23 protein-coding genes and 1 pseudogene are annotated in these 19,646 nt (G+C 51.6%); 5 read left to right on the top strand and 19 right to left on the bottom strand.

Annotation, left to right across the window (positions count from 1 at the left end; translation table 11 throughout):
• Positions 1 to 100: 100 nt before the first annotated feature.
• The 9 genes and pseudogenes from CKW21_RS12880 to CKW21_RS12845 all read right to left on the bottom strand — a co-directional run bounded on the left by CKW21_RS12880 (position 101) and on the right by CKW21_RS12845 (position 6,235).
• Positions 101 to 310, bottom strand: a complete 210-nt coding sequence (locus tag CKW21_RS12880; protein ID WP_095194344.1) for a hypothetical protein — start codon at positions 308 to 310, stop codon at positions 101 to 103.
• A gap of 344 nt (positions 311 to 654) precedes the next feature.
• On the bottom strand, positions 655 to 1,068 hold the full coding sequence (locus CKW21_RS12875; RefSeq protein ID WP_095194343.1) for a hypothetical protein: 414 nt from the start codon (positions 1,066 to 1,068) through the stop codon (positions 655 to 657).
• Positions 1,069 to 1,458: 390 nt separating this feature from the next.
• Positions 1,459 to 2,046 carry a hypothetical protein gene (locus CKW21_RS12870; RefSeq protein ID WP_141232956.1) on the bottom strand — a complete coding sequence of 196 codons (588 nt, stop codon included), beginning with the start codon at positions 2,044 to 2,046 and terminating at the stop codon, positions 1,459 to 1,461.
• 231 nt (positions 2,047 to 2,277) lie between these two features.
• On the bottom strand, positions 2,278 to 2,529 hold the full coding sequence (locus CKW21_RS12865; RefSeq protein ID WP_095194341.1) for a hypothetical protein: 252 nt from the start codon (positions 2,527 to 2,529) through the stop codon (positions 2,278 to 2,280).
• A gap of 176 nt (positions 2,530 to 2,705) precedes the next feature.
• The gene (locus CKW21_RS31785) at positions 2,706 to 3,050 is read right to left on the bottom strand and encodes a helix-turn-helix domain-containing protein (RefSeq protein WP_256590215.1); all 345 of its coding nucleotides are present in this window, start codon (positions 3,048 to 3,050) and stop codon (positions 2,706 to 2,708) included.
• Between the two features lie 75 nt (positions 3,051 to 3,125).
• Positions 3,126 to 3,640 (bottom strand): annotated as a pseudogene (locus tag CKW21_RS31780) (AraC family transcriptional regulator); the annotation flags it as partial.
• Positions 3,641 to 3,897: 257 nt separating this feature from the next.
• A complete protein-coding gene (locus CKW21_RS12855) occupies positions 3,898 to 4,275 on the bottom strand; it encodes a PaaI family thioesterase (RefSeq protein ID WP_095194340.1) in 378 nt (125 codons plus the stop codon).
• Between the two features lie 258 nt (positions 4,276 to 4,533).
• Positions 4,534 to 5,817, bottom strand: coding sequence for a translesion error-prone DNA polymerase V subunit UmuC (gene umuC, locus CKW21_RS12850; protein WP_095194339.1), 1,284 nt, complete (start codon positions 5,815 to 5,817; stop codon positions 4,534 to 4,536).
• Positions 5,801 to 6,235 (bottom strand): LexA family transcriptional regulator, encoded by a 435-nt coding sequence (locus tag CKW21_RS12845; RefSeq protein ID WP_095194338.1) that lies wholly within the window; start codon positions 6,233 to 6,235, stop codon positions 5,801 to 5,803. Before CKW21_RS12845 ends, umuC begins: the two co-directional genes overlap by 17 nt.
• Before the next feature lie 239 nt (positions 6,236 to 6,474).
• Here CKW21_RS12845 and CKW21_RS12840 point away from each other — a divergent pair, with 239 nt between their 5' ends.
• Both CKW21_RS12840 and CKW21_RS12835 read left to right on the top strand, forming a co-directional pair.
• Positions 6,475 to 6,897, top strand: coding sequence for a hypothetical protein (locus CKW21_RS12840; RefSeq protein WP_095194337.1), 423 nt, complete (start codon positions 6,475 to 6,477; stop codon positions 6,895 to 6,897).
• Positions 6,898 to 7,489: 592 nt separating this feature from the next.
• Positions 7,490 to 8,179 (top strand): hypothetical protein, encoded by a 690-nt coding sequence (locus CKW21_RS12835; protein ID WP_095194336.1) that lies wholly within the window; start codon positions 7,490 to 7,492, stop codon positions 8,177 to 8,179.
• Between the two features lie 286 nt (positions 8,180 to 8,465).
• On the opposite strand, the gene serS is transcribed toward CKW21_RS12835, so the two are convergent.
• The 6 genes from serS to CKW21_RS12805 all read right to left on the bottom strand — a co-directional run bounded on the left by serS (position 8,466) and on the right by CKW21_RS12805 (position 12,657).
• Entirely contained in the window at positions 8,466 to 9,746 is a 1,281-nt protein-coding gene (gene serS, locus CKW21_RS12830; RefSeq protein ID WP_095194335.1) for a serine--tRNA ligase, read from the bottom strand.
• A 444-nt stretch (positions 9,747 to 10,190) separates the two neighbouring features.
• Positions 10,191 to 10,601 carry an antitoxin Xre/MbcA/ParS toxin-binding domain-containing protein gene (locus CKW21_RS12825; RefSeq protein ID WP_095194334.1) on the bottom strand — a complete coding sequence of 137 codons (411 nt, stop codon included), beginning with the start codon at positions 10,599 to 10,601 and terminating at the stop codon, positions 10,191 to 10,193.
• A gap of 48 nt (positions 10,602 to 10,649) precedes the next feature.
• Complete coding sequence (locus CKW21_RS31775) at positions 10,650 to 11,006, bottom strand: hypothetical protein (RefSeq protein WP_256590209.1); 357 nt, start codon at positions 11,004 to 11,006, stop codon at positions 10,650 to 10,652.
• A 63-nt stretch (positions 11,007 to 11,069) separates the two neighbouring features.
• Positions 11,070 to 11,501 carry a hypothetical protein gene (locus CKW21_RS12815; protein WP_095194333.1) on the bottom strand — a complete coding sequence of 144 codons (432 nt, stop codon included), beginning with the start codon at positions 11,499 to 11,501 and terminating at the stop codon, positions 11,070 to 11,072.
• A 107-nt stretch (positions 11,502 to 11,608) separates the two neighbouring features.
• Positions 11,609 to 11,929 carry a hypothetical protein gene (locus CKW21_RS12810; RefSeq protein ID WP_256590208.1) on the bottom strand — a complete coding sequence of 107 codons (321 nt, stop codon included), beginning with the start codon at positions 11,927 to 11,929 and terminating at the stop codon, positions 11,609 to 11,611.
• Entirely contained in the window at positions 11,929 to 12,657 is a 729-nt protein-coding gene (locus CKW21_RS12805; RefSeq protein WP_095194332.1) for a metallophosphoesterase family protein, read from the bottom strand. The genes CKW21_RS12810 and CKW21_RS12805 overlap by 1 nt, the downstream gene beginning before the upstream one ends.
• Positions 12,658 to 12,831: 174 nt before the next feature.
• Between CKW21_RS12805 and CKW21_RS12800 the strand changes: the two genes are divergently transcribed.
• Complete coding sequence (locus tag CKW21_RS12800; RefSeq protein ID WP_095194331.1) at positions 12,832 to 13,287, top strand: helix-turn-helix domain-containing protein; 456 nt, start codon at positions 12,832 to 12,834, stop codon at positions 13,285 to 13,287.
• Positions 13,288 to 13,395: 108 nt separating this feature from the next.
• Positions 13,396 to 13,620, top strand: coding sequence for a hypothetical protein (locus CKW21_RS12795; protein ID WP_095194330.1), 225 nt, complete (start codon positions 13,396 to 13,398; stop codon positions 13,618 to 13,620).
• A gap of 314 nt (positions 13,621 to 13,934) precedes the next feature.
• On the opposite strand, the gene CKW21_RS12790 is transcribed toward CKW21_RS12795, so the two are convergent.
• Positions 13,935 to 14,966 carry a DNA-binding protein gene (locus CKW21_RS12790; protein WP_095194329.1) on the bottom strand — a complete coding sequence of 344 codons (1,032 nt, stop codon included), beginning with the start codon at positions 14,964 to 14,966 and terminating at the stop codon, positions 13,935 to 13,937.
• A 131-nt stretch (positions 14,967 to 15,097) separates the two neighbouring features.
• Here CKW21_RS12790 and CKW21_RS12785 point away from each other — a divergent pair, with 131 nt between their 5' ends.
• Entirely contained in the window at positions 15,098 to 16,186 is a 1,089-nt protein-coding gene (locus CKW21_RS12785) for a site-specific integrase (RefSeq protein ID WP_218274043.1), read from the top strand.
• Positions 16,187 to 17,020: 834 nt separating this feature from the next.
• Here CKW21_RS12785 and CKW21_RS30785 read toward each other — a convergent pair.
• The 3 genes from CKW21_RS30785 to CKW21_RS12770 are packed head-to-tail and all read right to left on the bottom strand — an operon-like array spanning position 17,021 to position 19,622.
• On the bottom strand, positions 17,021 to 18,058 hold the full coding sequence (locus CKW21_RS30785; protein ID WP_141232955.1) for a hypothetical protein: 1,038 nt from the start codon (positions 18,056 to 18,058) through the stop codon (positions 17,021 to 17,023).
• A complete protein-coding gene (locus CKW21_RS12775; RefSeq protein ID WP_141232954.1) occupies positions 18,055 to 18,735 on the bottom strand; it encodes a hypothetical protein in 681 nt (226 codons plus the stop codon). Before CKW21_RS12775 ends, CKW21_RS30785 begins: the two co-directional genes overlap by 4 nt.
• The gene (locus CKW21_RS12770; protein WP_095194325.1) at positions 18,732 to 19,622 is read right to left on the bottom strand and encodes an ATP-binding protein; all 891 of its coding nucleotides are present in this window, start codon (positions 19,620 to 19,622) and stop codon (positions 18,732 to 18,734) included. Before CKW21_RS12770 ends, CKW21_RS12775 begins: the two co-directional genes overlap by 4 nt.
• Positions 19,623 to 19,646 lie beyond the last annotated feature (24 nt).

The raw sequence follows: 19,646 nt of genomic DNA, 5'->3' as shown, positions 1-19,646 counted from the left end.
CAATGAGCACCTGGAAACGAGAAATGCCCTGCACGCTTTTGCGTGCAGGGCATTTTATTCGCTTATCAAACCCAACTTGGGCTGAGCCATACAAAGGTGCTCATGCCAAGCGATGTCCAAAAGTGCGATCCGATCCATCAGCGGCGAACATCTGGCCTTGAGGAGTGCGATCCGAACTATCGGAGGCCATGGCAGGTTGCAGTCTGGTGGTCTGGGTAAAGAAAGGATCTTCCTGATGGCGTGGTACCGCAAATACGCTGACGCTGAGGCCGATAGTGGCGACGGCGATCAGTTGGCTAATAGTTTTCATGGTGATGACTCCGGTCGTAATCAAGGATTTAGGGCCGGGTCGTTCAGATAACGTTGACCTGGTTCACCCGATGCAGTTGAATTTCTGCATGGGCTCAGATTAGGGCTGAGGCTTCTGCCTACGTTAGGCGAATACTGTTCTCGAATTGCCTGATTCCGTTTACTTAAACAACGCGGGAGGATTCTCCTGCTTTACTTCAGAATCTTTAATTCTCCATTAATTTTGTTCTGACCAAAACCGTATTAAAGTTACAATCACTTCGTGTAATCATGTATTTGGTTCGGGTTCGAAAGTTACAAAACAAACACTGCGCTCTATAAAATCATAATGTGCAGGATGGATCCTTAATGGTGACAGAGCAGCTTTGAAAGTTCTGGAAACACGAGTATTGACAACAACACATCAAGAATCGTAACGCCTGAGACCCAGTAAAATCCCTTCAACGCCCCCCTATAGTAGTGTGCTGGAATGAAAAACAATAAGACGGCAATCAACACGGACAGGAGAAAACCCGCAGCAAGTGGAAATGATGCAACGCCTAACTGTCCGCAATTTTTGTCCGCCATCGCAAGTAGATTAATCAGTTGCAATGCTGGAAACGACAGCAGCATAGCTTTGCAAGCGCAGGCCCTAGCAAAATCTTGAGCTTCTTCAGCGTACTCCTTAGAAAATGCAAAATGATCAATCATCTTGAGGAATGGCGCGATCACGAAAAGCAATCGCACAATCGCAATGAGGATGAGCCATTCCCAGGACATTTAAGTCACCGTTACATCTTCATTTGGTATAAGGACGCTGAGTAGTCCTTTCGAGGGTGCACTCAGGATTCTGATTTCTGCGTCGATCGTGCAGTATCCAGGGGCATTTGCCGACCACTGGCCAATAGGAGTGCTTGATTTGTGAGGTGCTCCCGATCGACTACACGCGGAAAGGGTAATATCGACCGTTGCCTTCCCGGTGGGCAGAGCCGAAAGAGCGACCTGAAGATCACGCGACTCCAATCTACAAACGGACAATATCAGCGGTACTCTTGACCGATTCTCATGGCTGATAGACATCTGTCCAGCCCCTTTCACTGACAGACTAGGAGGAAGCGCATCGAGGTTAAAATGTGCTCCGTGCTTACCCACTTTCTGACCCATGTTCATTCATCCCTCATAAGATGAAACCTGTGATTTCACACCGCAAATATAGCTCTCGCCCAATACATTGCGTAAAGCCTCATCTAGCTGGCCTCGATAGTAGTTAATTTCCCGATAGGGATGGAACCAAACAAGGAACTCATTCAATGCGTCTACATCGAAATCCATCGCGGCAACCGCAGCTCGGTCGACATAATGTGGCCGATCACTGAAGGTCAATTCAATGCAGATACCGTTGCATGTCAGCCGGAGTAATTCGAGTGCCCTTCCGAGCTTACAAGCGTCAGAATCGTACTTCTCTATAATTCCGTTGGCGTCACCTTGATAGTCCGCTATTTCTGATCGAAAATAAGTATCTCCGACCCAATACTCGCAATCGGCGCCAGCAAATGGAATAGAACGTCCTTGCAAAAAAACGGAGGCGAATTTGTCGAGTACATCACCCACGTTTGAATTTTCTGACAATGGCCAGACCAGCAGGGCATCAGGTGAGGATGATAGGAAGTAAGCGGTGGCGATTGCATCATCGCCCGCGAGTATCGTCTTCTCGATCCCGCCCTCAATGGGGTGTTCCTCGTGTGTAAATGCTAGCACGGCCACCTCCTCTACCGAATCGTCCAAGGTAAGTAACTCTAATCCTTTCCCGATCGAACCCACGGCAATAGAGTCAGCCTTCCTTTTCCAGCTCCACATTTTTCCCAGTATAGAAGGTCGTTGGACGAATCCAGTGTTTTAGTCACCCGAAAACTAAAAATGCCCCGCAGGCTCTCGCTTGCAGGGCATTTCCTTCGCTTACCCAACCAGGGCTGAGCCCTACAAAAGGGCTCAAGCCAAGCGACGTCCAGAAGTGCGATCCGCTCCATCAGCAGCCAGCGCCTGACCTTGTGGAGTGCGATCCAAACCATCGGCAGCCAGCGCCTGGCCTTGTGGGGTGCGATCCGAGCCATCGGCGGCAATGATCGATTGCTGTTCGGTGGTCTGAGTGAAGAAACGATCTTCCTGGTTGCTTGGTACGGCAAATGCACTGGCGCTGAGGGCAAAAGTGGCAACGGCGATCAGTTGGCTAACAGTTTTCATGGTGATGACTCCGGTCATAATCAAGGATTTAGGGCCGGGTCGTTCAGATAACCTTGATCTGGTTAACCCGTTGCAGTTGTGTTTCTGCATGGGTTCAGATTAGGGCTGAGGCTTGTGCTCACGTTAGGCGAATACTGTTCTCGGTTTGCCTGATTCTGTTTGCTTGTACAAAACCGCTACATTGCCTGTGCGCGCAGTCGGGCTATGTCCTTGCTGGGTGGAGCGCCGAACAGACGGCTGTATTCGCGACTGAACTGCGAAAGACTTTCATAGCCCATTTTGTAACCGATTGACGACACGTCGCTGGTTTCCGTCAGCAATAGGCGTCGCGCCTCCTGCAGCCGCAGTTGTTTTTGATACTGCAGCGGGCTCATCGCCGTCACCGATTTGAAGCGATGGTGCAACGCCGACGTGCTGAGGTTGATCAACTGCGCCAGGTTGTCGATGCTCAAGGGTTCTGCGTAATGATTGTTCAGCCATTCGATGGCCCGGTTGACGCGGTGGCTTTGAGAATCGGGCATGGCTATTTCGTGCAAGCGCTGGCCCTGCTCGCCCCGCAACAATCGATAGAAAATTTCCCGTAATGCCAACGGCGCAAGTGTGGCAATGTCCTCCGGTGTTTCCAGCAGCCGCAGCAAACGCAGCACGGCATCAAGCAAGGAAACGTCAGTACGCTCCAGGAACAAGCCACGACCTTCGTTTCGCGAAGCAGGCACCCCGATTGGGCTCACATCGGCGATCAAGCGGCAGATTTGCGCTGGATCAATGTCCAAGCGCAGGCACAGATAAGGTCGCTCGGGAGTGGTTTCGGTGACCTTGCCTACGATAGGCAAGGTCACCGAAACCACGAGATAATTCAGAGGATCGTAATGTAGGTTTCGTTGGCCAGGCGCACCTCTTTGCGCCCATCAATGACTACACACAGTGCAGGCTTGTGCACTTGATGTAGGTCTTCCGTAGGATGATCGCTACGAATCAGGTGCAAGTCCTGAATCGCCGTGGCGTGGACACCAAAGCCTGGGGCAAATCCTTTGATCAGAGTGGCCAGCTCGGCGCGCCGCAGGTCAATACCATCCGGCAGCTGAGCGTTTGCAAAGGTAGAAGACGGCATGCTGGTCACTCTCCCTAACCAAAGGTTGGATCGGAACAGTTAAGCCGATTGTAACGGCATCGGCCAGTGCCGTTCGGTTTCAGGATTTTGCAAGACATCCACGTCCAACTCTGGATGACCTGCTGGTCTGATTGCTATTGCTTCCCCGATAGGCTTGGCAATAACCGCCCCGCAAGCAGTTTAGGAAGTCCGACCCACTGAACCAATGATGGAGGCTGCAGCGAAACCTATAGCAGGCCCCAATTGCCCTAAAAGTATCACTTGCGCTTGAACGCCCCTTGGGCAGTGGCTAGCAACTCACCTTGATCAGAGACTAAAGTGCCTTGCACGAAATAGAGGTTTCGGCCACTGCGACTCACTAGCCCTCTGGCGATTACTGTCCCTTCACGCGCAGCGCTGAGGTAAGAAATATTCAGCGTAACGGTCACTCCGTGAGTCTCCTCCTCATGTTCGCCCGAGTACAGCCCTGCGTACCCACAAGCGGCGTCCAGCAATGTGGCGATCAATCCTCCATGCAGCATTCCCTGACGGTTGAGGTGCTGGGGCTGAATGGGCATATGAAACTCGGCTTCTCCTTCAACCCAGTGAATCAACTCAATACCGAGGCTTTGCAAAAAAGGATTGTTGATCTGCACAGCTGTCTACTCCTATAGATTTGATTCCGGAACACGATTTATTGGAGACCGAACTTTGGTTCCGTTCCATCGCCTGGGATTCGAAAAATACTGTGCAGTACAACAATGCTTGGCAAGTGATAAAAAGCCGCTGCTCACTTGATAAAATCTGAAGCCACTGAGCAACGCACCCAAAATTATGGCCCGGCAATAATTATTCCCAGACCATAATGGTGAGTAATGCAACCAACGCACCGGATGAAAAGCAACGTCGGTGGTCTAGTGGCAATACACTGTCCAGAGCTGATCAATTCGTGTCGTGAAGCTCTGACTCATCATTTCCCTGCGCATCCCCCAATCCGGGTTCGTCGGCACACTCGCCAAACGCATCGTCCCCCTGCCCCACCTGCCATTGATGGCATCCATCACGCCCATCACCTTCTCGCACGCTTGCGGCTGTGAGATTAAAAAAAGATCCTCGGTGTACTCGCCCTTTTGGCATAGGTTAACCAGGAGCACCTCGGCTTTGCTGTACTTGAAGCCTGGGCGAAACACTCGATCCACCGCTTCTACCGCAGCCTTTGTCATCAAACGCACGTCATCCGTGGGGTACGGAAGTTCGACCAACACACCATTGGCGTACTTCGCTTCCTCTGGATTGAACATGCCGGTACGGATACTCACCCTGATCTTCTTGCACAGGGACTGCTGGGCCCGGAGCTTTTCCGTCGCTCGCATCATGTAGGTAGCAACCGCCTCCTTGATGGGTGCGATCTCGGTCAGACGCTTACCGAACATTCGACTGCAGCAAATTTCCTGTTTGGGTGGATCGGGCTCATCAAGCTCCAGGCAGGGTGTGCCCGCCAGCTCACGGGCAGTCTTCTCGATCACTACGCTAAATTTCTTGCGTAGCATCCAGGGATCGGTTTTGGAGAGATCCCAAGCGGTCTTGATGCCCATGCCTTCGAGATGAAGCGTCATCTTGCGCCCAACACCCCAGACATCAGATACCGAGCATTTCTTCAGCACCCAATCGCGCTTAGTTGGATCACGAAGATCGACCACTCCACCGCTCTGTGCTTGCCATTTCTTAGCGGCATGATTGGCCAGTTTGCTGAGCGTTTTCGTGGTGGCTATGCCTACGCCGACCGGGATTCCGGTACTTCGATAAACTTGAGCTCGAATGCGACGCCCTAGCGCTTCAAGATCTCCTGGCACACCTGCGAGATCTGCGAAGGCTTCATCGATGCTGTAGACCTCCACAGCAGGTACCAAGGACTCGATGACGGTCATCACCCGCTCACTCATGTCGCCGTACAAGGCGTAGTTCGAAGAGAAGGCAACGATACCGTGCTGCTTGAGCTTGTGCTTGATCTGGAAGTACGGCTCACCCATCTTCACGAATGGCTTACTGTCCGCGCTGCGGGCAATCACACAACCGTCATTGTTCGACAACACCACAATTGGCGTCTTTGCCAGGTCAGGTCGGAAAACGCGCTCACAACTTGCGTAGAAGCTATTGCAGTCAATGAGTGCGAAGACAGGCTCAGGCTTTCGGGTCATGAGCACGCACACTGAAGGTCACGACTCCCCAAATGATCAGCTCATCGCCTTCAAGGATGTAACGCGGCGGATAACCTGGATTCTCGGACTTCAAGATGATGCTCGCTCCTTGCTTGCACAGACGCTTGCAGACGGGCTCGCAATTCACAGCGGCAATCACGATATGCCCGTGCTCAGCGGTGATCGAGCGATCCACCACCGCCATGTCACCATCGAAAATCCCTGCACCTTCCATGCTGTGACCTTCGATGCGCACCAGGTAGATATGCGGCGCACGGATGTCCAGCAGCTCATCAATAGAGATGTGCTGTTCGAGGTGATCGGCAGCGGGTGATGGAAATCCTGCCGGAACTTTGAACGAGTAAAATGGAAGCTGGGCTCCCCCTTCTGCCAAGGGGCCGAGAATGCTAACGCTCATGAAAGACGCCTTACGAAACTGTATATCTATACAGTTAACGTCGAAGTGCGCTTGCGGTCAATCTCGATGCACACATTTCGACAAGTGGGACAAAACGAGATTATCGATCTCGACTAACAGGGCAAGCGCGCGCAAAAAAAAACGCCCCACGACAGCCCTTCTTTCAACGCAATTCTGTGCACCTATCCGATGCGGAACTGTTAGCGTGGACTCATTTGGCAACGTGGTGCACGGTAGGCATGGACTTAGATCTAAAATCTCTCTGGCAGCGTGAGCGTAAACGCCGGGAGGCACTGTGGAAGTTGGAGCGCTTACGTCCAGGTGCGTTGGAGGCACAAGCGTTGTTGGCTGAGCTCGATGAGGTGGAGCACCAGGATCTAGAAAACCCGATCGGGGATGCCTTCGACATGTCAATTGAAGAGCTACGCGAGCTGGTTCCTGAAACCCCATTTACAGGAAGTGACGGCTACCCGTTTGTCATCGTACTTGACCACCATATTCCGCAGCCCTGGAGACAGCGCTTTGAGGCCGCAAGCGCGCTTTCAACTCGCCTGCGAGAAGGCAGTTACGCGAACGATTGGCGCCGCTTTTTAAGACTGTGGGTGCACGAAATGGAGCTCCTCGCCGAGCATAGAAAAGGTGGTTTCAGTGATCGAATTTGATTTGAACGCAAACGACTGCGAAGCATTGCTGAGACACAACCAAAACTATGCCGACGGGTGATGACCCAAGGGAGAGACGGCGCTTGCAAGAGCCGCTAGAGGTACTGCGTAAGGCGCTGTTGAATCATCTGAACGTCGCACCGGCCAGCGCGTCGATTTGAAGCCAAAACACAACTCAAGTCGCAATCTCTTCGCGCTCGTACCAGTAAATGCATGAACTTGACCAGCATCGGCGTATTGATGACAGGCAGATCAGCCTGAAGCGGACGGTGGTCAGTGCTTCAAGCCCACAGGACTCAAGGTGCCATTGCAGGTCGAAGCCTGCATGGCCCTCGCGCTGTTAGAGCGGTACCAAACAGCAGGCCAATCCCAAGATGCGAAAGAAGTCTTGGCCGCCGCGGCAGAACACTTCCCGCGACTGCCTTGCATGAGGGATGTCCAGCTTGACCCAGATACCCCTATTCTCTGGCTTGACATCATCTATCCGAAACGTGCGTCAGGACAAATCCCGACATTGGAATGCCACGGTCTGTAGATTCAGTTTGGAGGGGCGTGACGGGGTGCCCCCTCACTTCACGGAGAGGTAAGGAAATTGGACGTTGATTTTTTTCTCAAAGAGCGCACCGCATTCATCAAACATTACTACGACGAAGCCATAGCGCCATTCGCTGAAACCATGCAGAAAGTCGAGGACGGTCTACCACCGTTTCTGCCGCCTCCCTTCGACCCGGAAACCATGAGTGAAGAACCAGCTTTTTTGGAGGAGTGGCTGCGAGCTCAAACAGGTTTGCAGGTAGTTGGCCAGACCTGTGTCTCGATGCTCTCGGAGTCTCTGAAAATCTTCTTCGTGACCCATGAAAAAAACGCAGGTTTGGACTTTGAAAAGCTGTGGGGAAAGAACATTTTTAGCAAAGGTTTCATCCATGGCTATCGAACCTGCTTCGCCAAGATGGGCGTTGACTGGAGCAAGTGCCCCGCAAACTTTTCCATTTTAGAGCAGGTAGTTCTGGCTCGAAATGCAAGTCAGCATGCGACCTCAATAACCTCTACACGGGCAGATCACAATGTAGCGGTGCTTAGTAAGCACCCAAGCCCACTGTTCGTCAGCAGCCATGAGATGAACCTTCTCGCGAGTAGAGGAGGCAGTTGGATGATGCCCCCCGCCGTTCATGTCACGCGTGATGCCCTACACCAGGCAGTAGCCGAAGTGGAAAAGCTCGCAGAGTGGATGAGTACTATCAATTTCAGGGCTCTGGTTAAAGCGCTGAAAGCAACCCCATAAATTCATCAATCGTCGGTTGGACAGGTTGCTGGTGTAAGCGCGAGCGCATTGCCATTAGCAAAGGATGTCTGCGATTGGCCGGCTTCTGCCCGTGCTGACAGGCAGCTTTGTTTTCTCTCTGCCTGTCCCAGCCACAAAGTGTGCTGGTCAATCTGCCGCAAAAGACTGGTCAGGTGAAATGCAAGCAGGTGGTCAAGGCAGTGCAATTACCCAAGTGGCGTATGTGGCGTATGCAACCTGACGCCGGTTTATGACTTCCCACTCTCCATTCAAGCAAAAACAGCTGTCAACGAATGATGTCGACACCGCCCATGTACTGTTTGAGCACCATTGGTACACGGATGGAGCCGTCGATCTCTTGGTAGTTTTCCAGTACCGCGACCAACGTGCGCCCCACCGCGAGCCCTGAACCAGTGAGGGTGTGCACCAGTTCTACCTTGCCGGTTTCTGGGTTGCGCCAGCACGCTTGTACGCGTCGGGCTTGAAAGTCACCGCAGCTGGAGCAAGAACTGATCTCGCGATAATTGTCCTGGCTCGGCACCCATACTTCCAGGTCGAAGGTTTTGATTGCGCTAAAACCCATGTCGCCAGTGCACCGAACCGACACGCGGTAAGGCAACTCAAGCGCCTGCAGTACACGCTCAGCACATGCAGTCATGTCCTCCAGGGCCTCCAAGGACTTTGTCGGCTCAACCAGCTGAACCATCGCAACCTTCTCGAACTGATGCTGGCGGTTCACGCTACGAGAATCACGACCTGACGTACCGGCTACATTGCGGAAGCACGGGGTGTTGGCGACAAACTTGATCGGCAATTGTTTGGCGTCGACGGTTTTGCCGGCCATTATATTGATCAGAGAGACTTCGGCATTCGGGATCAAGTACAGATCAGCTTCGCCGTCGCGAGCGATCTTGAACAAGTCTTCCTCCAATCTCGGCAAGTGGCCGCTGCCTTGCAGCGCCGATGCCTTAACCAGATACGGCGAGCAGACTTCTTCGTAACCGTGTTCACTTGTGTGCAAGTTGATCATGAATTGCACCAAGGCACGGTGCAGGCGCGCAACGGGGCCGCGAAACAACGAAAACTGGGCACCGGAAAGCCTGGTCGCAGCCTCAATATCCAGACCTCCGCTGAACTCACCCAATGCAACAAAGTCTTTGATTTCGAAATCAAACACGCGTGGAGTTCCCCAGCGCCGCACTTCTTTGCTGCCGTCCTCATTGCAGCGGAAGGGTACGCTGGTGTCCGGAAGGTTGGGCACAGTCAGAGCAATACTGTCCAGTTCTGCTCGAATGCCGTCGAGTTCGTTTTTGCCAGAGTCAAGTTCACTGGTCATGCGCTCGACGTCAGCCATCAGGGGAGCAATGTCTTCGCCCCTGGCCATTGCTTGGTCAATAGATTCTGAGCGGGCATTACACTCAGCCTGCAATTGTTCAGTGCGTACCTGCAACGACTCTCGGCTCTTTTCAAGCGATTCGATGCACGCGACATCCAGTTTAAAGCCTCGGCAGGCCAAGCGACCCGCTACTTCCTGAAGTTGGCCACTTAACAATTGGGGATTGAGCATATTTGTATCTCGCGTTTTTAATGCACGCCACTGCGCATACGGCTGGGTGCACGATGATTAGAAATTCATATGAATCTCGCTCATCGCTGAGACGCTTTTAAGGCGCTCTTAGGGCTTCACGCCGGCAATGAGGTGGAAGCGACGTCTGCTTGTCGCCCAGGCGACTCTTCGAGTGACATTGATTGAGCACGTACGCCCAAGCACAGCGCCTCATACTTGAATTACTCATCATCCGCCAAAAGCGTCGCGGTGAGGTCAACCTCTAAACAGCCGACCAACGATTCAATTCGATCAAGCAAGCATCGAACGCCTACAGTCGCTCTGAACTGCAATAAATATCAGCAGCCAACAGATCCAGAATCCTCAGCACCATCGGATCATCTTCCGACGACTCAGTGCACGTCTCTATGCTTCGGAATTCGCTGGACGGAGGAAGAGAGGCCATTAAATGGGAATACCATGTTCGAGGCGACCAATCAGGTCAGTGACGGCCATGCTGCCCTCCCCTACGCTGAGCACTTCCAATGGTGTCTTCGAATTCAAAGAAGGTGATGGCGAAGTCAGAAATGCCCTGGTTGCTTGGACATCGCCTTCAAAGAGCTTAATGGCAGCGTTTAGAACACGGATCAACGCCGCCAGGTTCTTGCTTTCGTTGACAGTAAACAGTCCAGCATTTGCCATCCTTGATAGCGTGTGAGGAGGTATCCCAGCGTACTTGCCTAAAATTTTTGCATCCAAAGACAACAGATCGACCAACTGCTCGAACAAGCCTAACGGCAGGCAGTGATCAACGAAATCGCTGGCCTCAGCGCCCAACAAAGGGAGATTCAAGGTTGTCCAGGTATCTGTTTTCATCGGTTCAATGAGTCATCTTCGTCGAAGGAGGCGGAGGCAAAGGCCAGGTCAACTGCTCACTGGCATTCCCAGTTTGATCAAGGCATTTACCCCCAAGCTGTCACGGACGTGCGCGTAATCCTGTGGCGCCCACGTCGCAATTTCAGCCTGGAACACCTCGATAGCTTTGAATGGCATCGTGGACACCGCTTCGAGCATTCCGACGCGTTTGTTGCTCCACCGATCGACGTCGTTCAGGCGAAGAAAGTAGGCATTGATATCTGGCGCATAAACAATTTCGGCATGAGCCTTCAGACATAAAAACTCCCGTAGCAGCTGTAGAGCTGCCCCCTGCCCTCGCACAGCCTCAACCGCTTCTATGAAGTGGTTGGCGCACAAAAGAAGCTCATTTCTTGGGTCAAACATTCACGTTATCCGAGGATGAATAATGGAGAAAATTCTGGATAGCGCTCTGGCGAAACGAAGGCATCAGGAATGCAGCTGTGCAGTAGCACCAGCATTTGCGTACGCATTCAGCGCTTCAAACGCAGGCGAACTCACATGCTTGCGAAAACCTCTACCACCCAAAATAAAGAGGGTGTCTTCGCTTTCAAAAAAACATCCGTGGTAGTCTTTTTGAAATCCAGTGATGAAACTGTCGCGTGCTGCAATTCGCCCTTCGCTGTCGAACACTGCGTCGTGAAAGAACAGCACAGTAGGTTGCAGGCCTCGTTTTTGGACGTCCCGCTCCTCGGATTCAGGGAGCACGATGTCCCACAGCATCCAGTTTCGAACAATGCAAAATGGCTGGCCATCGAACTCCTCGCGTGCCAGTTTGATCAGCTCTTCATCCTCTAATCGTGATCCCCCTAATATCTGGGCCGGGCCATACAGCACATCTTCAATCAATTCGGTTTGCACACTGTTGCCTAGTTTCTAAAAAATTCTAAAGCTGCACGAAAACCATCCAGGCCTCTGCAGATTTTGCATCGTTAGCTGCGCCTGCAGATCGAATAGCCTGGGCTTCGTCAGTGGATCATGTTGATCTCCGGCATGGCGCCATTTTCATGCCACCAATGACAGATGACATAACAACTGCCGTTGTGCGTGTCGCACAGCTGATACCCCCGAAGCTCATACACTCTTTCGACAAGCGACGTACGGATTGTCTTCCCATCCGCAAAACGCCCTCTTGTTTCAGAAAAAACGACACCAGTCATACATGGAAGCTGATATTCAGCGCAGCATAGGTAACCACTAATCGGCACACCGAAATCGATTTTCTGTGCGTCCAGCACACATTGTGGAAGCCCCATTTTTCTGCCTTTTTTTTTGCCTGCAAACGCCATCAAATTTCAATCGTGAAATCTGCAATGAAGCCTGTGTTTTCTTCGGGATAGCCTCGTGGATTTGAGATGAGTCGGCACCCTCCAATCTCCATATCAACAGCGCGATGTGTATGTCCAAAAATCCAAACGTCCACCATCGGCAGGAGCGCATGCCACTGGTTGGAATAGGCCGCGTTCAAGTGCCCGTCGTGCTTATCACCGACAGCTTCCAGCGCTGGGCAGTGATGCGTAATCACGATTGTTGTTCCGTCGAATGGCTTGTTGAGCTCGTCCATCAAAAAATCAAAAGCATCGCGGTTTTTCTCTATCACATCTGCCGGACGTAGCCGGCGAAAACTATCTTCGGCTCGAATCACCTGGAAGTCATTCATCCACATCCCGCATGTCACCATCGCCGCCACGGCATCTCCCGTGCACGAGAAGTCTGTCCACCCAGTCGTAGACAAAAACCGTGTTTGGTTGCAAACCCACACCTGATTTTCTAAAACGTGCACGTGCGGTAAAGCGGTTTCTCGCATTTTGCGAAGCGTGTGATCGATGTGACCTTTGTAGTATTCGTGATTCCCTGCGCAATAAATTACTGGGCAACGGAAGCTTTCGTTTGCCCATTTCACACCGCGAGTTTGGACGTCGATATCCCCTGCCAAAATGACCAGGTCACAATCTCCAGGCTCAGGGGCGAATGGAGAAAATTCGTTATGCAAATCCGAAAGCACGTAGAGCTTCATCTGTAGCCCGATCTCGATTTACAGCTAAATTGAAGGAACGAACACAAGGGTGAGACTGGATCTCTGGCCCTCAAGACCATGGGATATCACTCGCACCGCCATTCATATAAATATATAGATTTGAGTGGCGGATGGCAAACGCGGCATATAACCCTGTTTTAACGGAACGGAAAAATGTCTGTGCGCATTGCATTCGCCGCAGCGTTGAGGCTCCTGAGGACAGGGTGCGGCCTCAAGCAAGATGACCTGAGCGGCAGCCTCACACAATCGCACGTGAGCCAAATTGAAAATGGAAAAACGTCGCCCAGCCTTGAGGCGATCATTGAGCTGAGCGATGCTCTTAAACTGCACCCTGTCGCGCTGATGGCCTTGGTGTGTGCGGCGCAAGAAAAGCGGACTGCCAGCGATGTCCTTGAAATCGCCGAAAAAGACCTTCAGTCGAAGTCTCTACTCAAGGTCGCAATTGCCTTGGAAAAAGAGGAAAGACCTCACCCTCGTGTTACGGCAGCGGCTCTAGCACGGGATAAGGTTCAAACTTTGAAAGAACAAGGGCATTCGCAAGCTCAGATTGCAAGAGAGCTGGGGATGGCGGAGTCGACGGTTCGGCGTCATTGGCATCGTTCCGGCTAAACCTGCCATATTCTCTGTGCCCGATAATGCTCACGAGCTCCCCCACCCGTCCTGGCCCCCTATTTAACCACTGCTATGCTTGGCTCTCCATCCGAACGGAGTCGAGTCATGGCCGAGCAATATTCCCTTCCTGACGTACTGGCTAGGCTGTACGAAAACCAACTGGCGATCGAAGCCGCGCTGATGGAACTCGTCCTTTTAGAGGAGCAGCGCGGGTCATCTGAGGCTTGTGAGAACGCACGTGGTGCGCTTGAAAGGATTGGTGAGAACGCCGGGCACATCAAGCAGGGGATCGCCAGGTTGGGGGGAGATCCGGGAATGTCCAGATACTGACCCTTATGCCTCCAAGCGACATCGCCGCCTCCAAACTGCAATGCCCCGCAACCATTACTTACGAGTGCCTGCCCAATTGATTCTAAGTGAATCTGAATAATCTATGCGTTGACACTCGTGTGCGCCCCGTTCTCGCCCCTGCGAAGTGATTGTTGACTTATCTCTCGCGCAAGCTCGAAGCAGCCTCGCTCTTCGAAAACGGTTCACCAGGGCATCGCTTTCCTGGTACTTGGAGATGTCCAGCAATCGCATATGCCCTCAGCCGCTGGAGGGCATCCCGAAATCCAGCGACGCGTGATTCATCCCGATGCATATCACTCTTGGCGCTGATCATCTGCTCGCTCACTCCGTGATGGATTGTTTTCATGTTGTTGCTTCAGTTCGTGTCGCAGCTGTTTCACCTCGCTCCGAGTGTTTTCCAGCAGCGCCTGCGCATTCTTGGCTCGTGCATCGGCCTGGCTGACGGATTCGCGTAGGGAGGTGGACTCTTCGCGGGATCGGGCAAGCTGATCGATAAGCTGCTCTTTGGCCCCCTCCTCTCTAGCTGACGCGATGGCCAATGCGTTGATGTCTCCAGTGAGCCGCGCGATGGTGTCGTCTTGGGTGGCAATGACCTTGGCCTGTTGGCGGGAGTCGGTCAGCAGGCGCTCGTTGTCTCGATTCAGGCGGCTAAGCTCGTCTTGTTTCAGTGAGAGCGTCTGCTGCAACTGACGATGCTCAACCTGGATCTGCTGGAGCTGGCCTTCATGCCGGCGCTGTTCTTGTTCGCGCTGATCCTTCACGGCTGTGCGGAAGTGCTCAAGTGCGTCACGAGCATGCAGGTGCTTTTCTTCCAGCGAGCGAATTTGCTCATCTTTCTCATGTACCCGTACTTCAAAGTCAGCACAGCTCTGGCTTAGGCGAGCGTTTCGAGTGAGCTCAGACTGCAAGCTGCTTTGGCTCGTACTCAATTCGCTCGCCTGGACGTCTAACGCTGCCTGAAGGCTATCGTGCCGGCGCTGCAGATCGACCAAAGCAGCCTGAGCCTGCGCGAGCTGCTCATTGACCGATGCTCGGTGTTTATCGAGCTCAGCTCGCGCCTCAGCTACTTCTTCGGCGCCTTCTTCCAGAATTCGATCCAGCAACTGGCTGACCAGCCCGGTGAGTTCGCCACTCAAGCGTTCTCGGCGCTCCTTCGGGCGCGACTCCCCTTTTCCGAGCTCACCCAGATACCGGGCAATGGTCGTCATCGAGCCAGTATTTCCAAGCTCGACGCGCACAGCGTTGAGGCTCGGATTTACACCCCGAGCAATCAGCGCATCTCGCGCTATCTGGACGACTGCCTTGTTTATACCGCCGCGTGCCATGCATTCTCCTACGATTTCGTAGTGTGAAACGTATTACGTATTTACATCTTACACTCACCTAAAAATACAGTCACATAATTCACATTTCTATGATCAAATAATGGAGGCTTATCACACCATAGAGCCGATTTTTGCCTTTTCCGTCGCTGGAAAAAGTACGTTTGCGTAGAAGGGTCGAGATGAACAAGGCGGATCGCTACCTGCAGGCCGGCACCCGGGAAAACACCCGGCGCAGCTACCGCGCAGCGATAGAACACTTCGAAGTGACCTGGGGCGGGTTTCTGCCGGCGACTGACGATGGCATCGTGCGTTACCTCGCCGAGTACGCGGACAAGCACACCATCAACACACTGAAGCAGCGCCTGGCTGCCTTGGCTCAGTGGCACATCACGCAGGGCTTCCCTGATCCCACGAAGACACCGACGGTTAAGCAGATGATCAAGGGCATTCGGACATTGCATCCTGCCCAAGAGAAACAGGCGGCCCCTCTCCTTCTACTTCATCTGGAGCAAGCGGTGAGTTGGCTAGAGCGCGAAGCGGATCTTGCGGCTGAGCGTAGTGACTATAGAAACGTGATGAGGCATCGACGCGACATCGCTCTTGTGCTGATTGGTTTCTGGCGTGGCTTTCGGGGTGACGAACTCGCGCGTCTTCAGGTGGAACACACCCAAGCAGAATTAGGGGTAGGCATCACCTTCTATCTACCGCACACGAAGGGCGATCGACAACATCTGGGGGCTTCGTTCCACACCCCTGCGCTCAAGAGGCTTTGTCCCGTGCAGGCGTACATCAACTGGATCACTGTGGCCGGCATTGCGCGCGGGCCGGTGTTCAGGAAGGTGGATCGCTGGGGCAATTTGACTGAGACCGGTATCAACTCTGGCAGCCTGGTACCCCTGCTTCGCCGCATCTTTAAGCAGGCTGGCGTCTCGGCTGACCTATATAGCAGTCACTCGATGCGTAGAGGCTTTGCGACCTGGGCTTCAACGAATGGCTGGGATATCAAGGGACTGATGAGTTATGTGGGCTGGAAGGATGTGAAGTCGGCCTTGCGTTATGTCGATGCGCACATATCGTTTGGCGGTATGGCAGCTCTCGCCTCACCACCAAACACCCCTGCCAGCCAAATAGCTCCAGGAGCACCTGACTCTAGCGATCAGACTCCGACACAGGAGAAAGTGTCAGCAATGGCGGGCGGAGAGCAGAACGAACATCAGTGACTTTCTGATGTTTGCACGGAGCACCCCTCACTCTAGCAACCCTAACAACTGCAGCGTGGCCTCGCCTACCTATGAAACCCAACAATATTGTGGGTGACGATTATCTTCGGCAGAAGGCAAGGACTCTCTACTCGATTGGGAAAATCCGTTTCAACTACGTTTTCGAGATTGAGTGCAAGCAGGTCTGGCAGGGGTATTCAATTATCAGGTTGAAATGAACCTGTACCGATGACAAAGGCAATGCATCTGGAGATTTTGCGAACGTAGGCTTTAAACTGGCGCGCTATTGGAATTGGCCATATCAATTTCTCGCTAGGCCTGATCACAGCGTGCCGCCGTAGCCAGTCCCTGTAAGCGCGTACTTTGAATGTTCGCCAAAGCCGCTGAAGCCTTTGATCTAATGTGATCAAGGTTTGCTTGATAGATATTGGCCCGGGATCCAATCATCCCCACTGGCCACTGATAAAACTCAAACAGAAACAGATCCGCAAAATCACGAGCCAAGCTGAAGTGGCGCCCGGTCGGCCAAGGTGAATAGATGTCAATCTGATTGAAGCGTATTGGGCGCTGATGAGCGCGTGAGCTATGGTTTGTTTTTGACCTGAAATAGCCGGCAGTCGAACAACCAGTTCCCACGCAGCTAATGCTCGGCTGCACCGAGTACTTAATAACATGGGCAACCGGAACCGATACGATGCAATTAATCCAAGCTTCAGTGTTTTCTCCATGCGTCCCAACGCAGATTGCACCTAAGGGAATCGATACGTCTATCACGTAGGAGAATTTACCAGTCATGACTCACCAACCCCTTCAGCACAGAAGCAAATTTGATAATCAGTCATTCCAATTCTTGGCATGAGCCGACTCCATAAAGCCGGATACGAATTGCTGCATCCTGCCATTAATGCATTCGATCTTCCACTGCATGAGCCGTCGGCTGATTAGGGCGCTGTGCTCAGGCGAAAAGCCATTGCTTGCCGCTCCAAGCTCCTTGGCATCCGTAAAACCTACCGTATTACCTGCTGAGCGAATGAACTGCTCAATGCCATGATCTTCATCAGAGGAAAAGACCTCGTGGAGCCAACCAAGGATTATTATTGCAGCTCTCCTATGGGCAACACCGGCAATCAACGGCCCCAAATTGAAAGACTGCTGAAATGCGTAATTATGATTGTGCAGAGCGCGATACGGTATTAAGCGGTTCACTAAGCCAAATTTCGGGTATAAAAATAAAGAAATTAAAAATTTCGATGATCTCCACTCGGGCAGCTCAACTCCACCACTCTCATTGACCAGGCGACCATCCCTAACTCCACGAAATTCAAACTCACGCAATAGCGATTGCATTCGAAGCAAAGAATCGAATAACTGGCTAGCCTCATTATAGCGAGAAGCTGAAATACACCGCAGTCCCTGTTCGTGATACAGCTGGAACACCTTCATTGCTATGTTGAGCTTTGGGGCGGTGAGATCGACGGCATCAAGCAAAGGTGTATTGTGTTGGTCGCATACAACGGTAGCTACCGAACACCATTCCTTCCTGAACACAGGAAACTGAAAATTCGCAATGCTTTCACAAAGGCAACCATAACAAAAGCTTCTACGATAGTACCGTGGTATAATCCATGCACTGGGCGCCTGAAATAGTATAGCTCGCTGATCCATCCTTATATTGAGTGCATCGCATGCCAAACGCGCAAAAGCCGATGACGCCGTGAAATCTGGATCAAGGTCTTCTGACAGCGCACAGGAAGTCCATAGCTGCGCAATATCTTCGCGGTCAAGCGTTGAGCTCTTCGAGAATAGGCTCTGCCTGTAAACCCAGCTGGAGAAAATTTCACTTTCATTCGTTGGCCAATCAAAGCATTTCATTTTCGGTCGCCTCGATGACTTTGCTGATATATGTAAGCAGGGTGAAATAGTCTGAGCATTGTTTTAGCCAGGTTTCCTTCAGTTACCCTGAAAAGGTGATCGAGTGTCTGCCTGCAAAATTCAGCACCTGATCTCTCCGCAATCACAGACTCAAAGAAATCCTTATATTCAACTAGATCTAGAAATCCGGATAACTCAACGCATCTATACGAATATTGGCAAAGCGTCGAAACCTTCAGCAGCTCAAGAGACCCCTCCCCATTACTTGAAATCACAACATTAGTTTTTGGTAGCGCCCCCAAAATCCATTGTAGCTGTATAATAGATCGACGCTTAGAAGATTCTGATAGCGAAAAAATTCCGAAATCGTCAATATAGATAGTTGAAAAGTTTCTTAGAAAAAACAGCTCAACAACAAACCTTGGAATGCCAACTTTTTCCTGGAACTCAATGTCAAGGCCTAAGCAGTCGTAAAACTGCCCAAGCAGATCCAGCCCGGAAAGATCCGGATGCTCTGCGATACACATGACGGGGCGGAGAGATCGATGCTTCATATAATTCAAGCATGTTGTTAGCCCAAACCCTGGCTGAGATAAGACGTGGCACAAAGTGCCTTCGCAAGCCAAGGCGCCGGATATTGCATTCACTGCAATAAGTTGCGAAGGCGAAAGGTTCATACTGTTTTTTTCTTCATTTTTTTTGGATCGTGGATATTAAAGCCATATCTCATGGCGATCATATCAAGTTTAGAAAATTGAGCCGCAGTAATTCGCTCAATGCCTTGTTCAATTGCGTCCATTGTAAGGCACTTTAGTATTTTCACGATATTATCGAGTATCCCATGCGAATGCGCATAAATCAAAGATCTAAGCTTCTGACCTGCAACATTCGACGGCAACTTGAGTGGCAGGTAGGTCTCATAAGTAGCAATGAAGTCAACAAAATCCTGATCAAGCTTCCAAGCTCGTAATGGCCACTGAACAAACCGTCGATCTAAAATTCTATCCAAAGCTATTGCCTCATTAGCAACCGAGTTCCCAAAGGCGATAATACAAAGCTTAATATTTCCTTCGGCGAGACTTCGCATCAGAGATAGAAGAGTTCGTTTGTTGCCATAGGCTTCAAGCATCCCATCAGACAATTCATCAATGACAATAGCTCCAATATTTTCTGCTTGAATCTTTCTTACGATCATATCGACACGGTTCGCAGCGGTAGTCCGCTTTCCAACTTGCACACCAAATCGCTCGCACAACGCATCGTGCAACTTATAACGATTAATATTTTCCGTGAGGGTTACAAATATCATTTTCCTACCAGAGAGCTCACCGAGATGCTGAAGTCTATAAAATAGCGCGGACTTCCCATCCCCTCCCTCTCCATGGATGAATATACTGGAGGCTTGTATCTGATTATCCGTATATAACATATGCTTTAGGCAAGTAAACAGCGGCTCGTAGCGAGGCGTGTCAATCCAGATATCATGACGTGCGATTCTGATACGTTCCTCATTCGGCAAGTCTGCCTGGTGCCTCAAAATTTCTTTGATATGAGCATATGGCATAATATTTTTTCCCTATGGTATTTA

This window comes from Pseudomonas sp. Irchel 3A7 (assembly GCF_900187565.1).
In the GTDB taxonomy this organism is placed as follows: domain Bacteria; phylum Pseudomonadota; class Gammaproteobacteria; order Pseudomonadales; family Pseudomonadaceae; genus Aquipseudomonas.
This window is presented reverse-complemented; position numbering and strand designations above follow the sequence as displayed.

What these genes read in the sequence shown, in the direction of transcription:
- CKW21_RS12790 (WP_095194329.1), bottom strand. Translation starts at nt 14,966, where the DNA reads ATGGCACGCGGCGGTATAAACAAGGCAGTCGTCCAGATAGCGCGAGAT.
- CKW21_RS12795 (WP_095194330.1), top strand. Translation starts at nt 13,396, where the DNA reads ATGGCCGAGCAATATTCCCTTCCTGACGTACTGGCTAGGCTGTACGAA.
- CKW21_RS30785 (WP_141232955.1), bottom strand. Translation starts at nt 18,058, where the DNA reads ATGAAATGCTTTGATTGGCCAACGAATGAAAGTGAAATTTTCTCCAGC.
- umuC (WP_095194339.1), bottom strand. Translation starts at nt 5,817, where the DNA reads ATGACCCGAAAGCCTGAGCCTGTCTTCGCACTCATTGACTGCAATAGC.
- CKW21_RS12840 (WP_095194337.1), top strand. Translation starts at nt 6,475, where the DNA reads ATGGACTTAGATCTAAAATCTCTCTGGCAGCGTGAGCGTAAACGCCGG.
- CKW21_RS12775 (WP_141232954.1), bottom strand. Translation starts at nt 18,735, where the DNA reads ATGAACCTTTCGCCTTCGCAACTTATTGCAGTGAATGCAATATCCGGC.
- CKW21_RS12805 (WP_095194332.1), bottom strand. Translation starts at nt 12,657, where the DNA reads ATGAAGCTCTACGTGCTTTCGGATTTGCATAACGAATTTTCTCCATTC.
- CKW21_RS31775 (WP_256590209.1), bottom strand. Translation starts at nt 11,006, where the DNA reads ATGTTTGACCCAAGAAATGAGCTTCTTTTGTGCGCCAACCACTTCATA.
- CKW21_RS12825 (WP_095194334.1), bottom strand. Translation starts at nt 10,601, where the DNA reads ATGAAAACAGATACCTGGACAACCTTGAATCTCCCTTTGTTGGGCGCT.
- CKW21_RS12865 (WP_095194341.1), bottom strand. Translation starts at nt 2,529, where the DNA reads ATGAAAACTGTTAGCCAACTGATCGCCGTTGCCACTTTTGCCCTCAGC.
- CKW21_RS12880 (WP_095194344.1), bottom strand. Translation starts at nt 310, where the DNA reads ATGAAAACTATTAGCCAACTGATCGCCGTCGCCACTATCGGCCTCAGC.
- serS (WP_095194335.1), bottom strand. Translation starts at nt 9,746, where the DNA reads ATGCTCAATCCCCAATTGTTAAGTGGCCAACTTCAGGAAGTAGCGGGT.
- CKW21_RS12770 (WP_095194325.1), bottom strand. Translation starts at nt 19,622, where the DNA reads ATGCCATATGCTCATATCAAAGAAATTTTGAGGCACCAGGCAGACTTG.
- CKW21_RS12875 (WP_095194343.1), bottom strand. Translation starts at nt 1,068, where the DNA reads ATGTCCTGGGAATGGCTCATCCTCATTGCGATTGTGCGATTGCTTTTC.
- CKW21_RS12800 (WP_095194331.1), top strand. Translation starts at nt 12,832, where the DNA reads ATGTCTGTGCGCATTGCATTCGCCGCAGCGTTGAGGCTCCTGAGGACA.
- CKW21_RS12845 (WP_095194338.1), bottom strand. Translation starts at nt 6,235, where the DNA reads ATGAGCGTTAGCATTCTCGGCCCCTTGGCAGAAGGGGGAGCCCAGCTT.
- CKW21_RS31785 (WP_256590215.1), bottom strand. Translation starts at nt 3,050, where the DNA reads ATGCCCGATTCTCAAAGCCACCGCGTCAACCGGGCCATCGAATGGCTG.
- CKW21_RS12810 (WP_256590208.1), bottom strand. Translation starts at nt 11,929, where the DNA reads ATGGCGTTTGCAGGCAAAAAAAAAGGCAGAAAAATGGGGCTTCCACAA.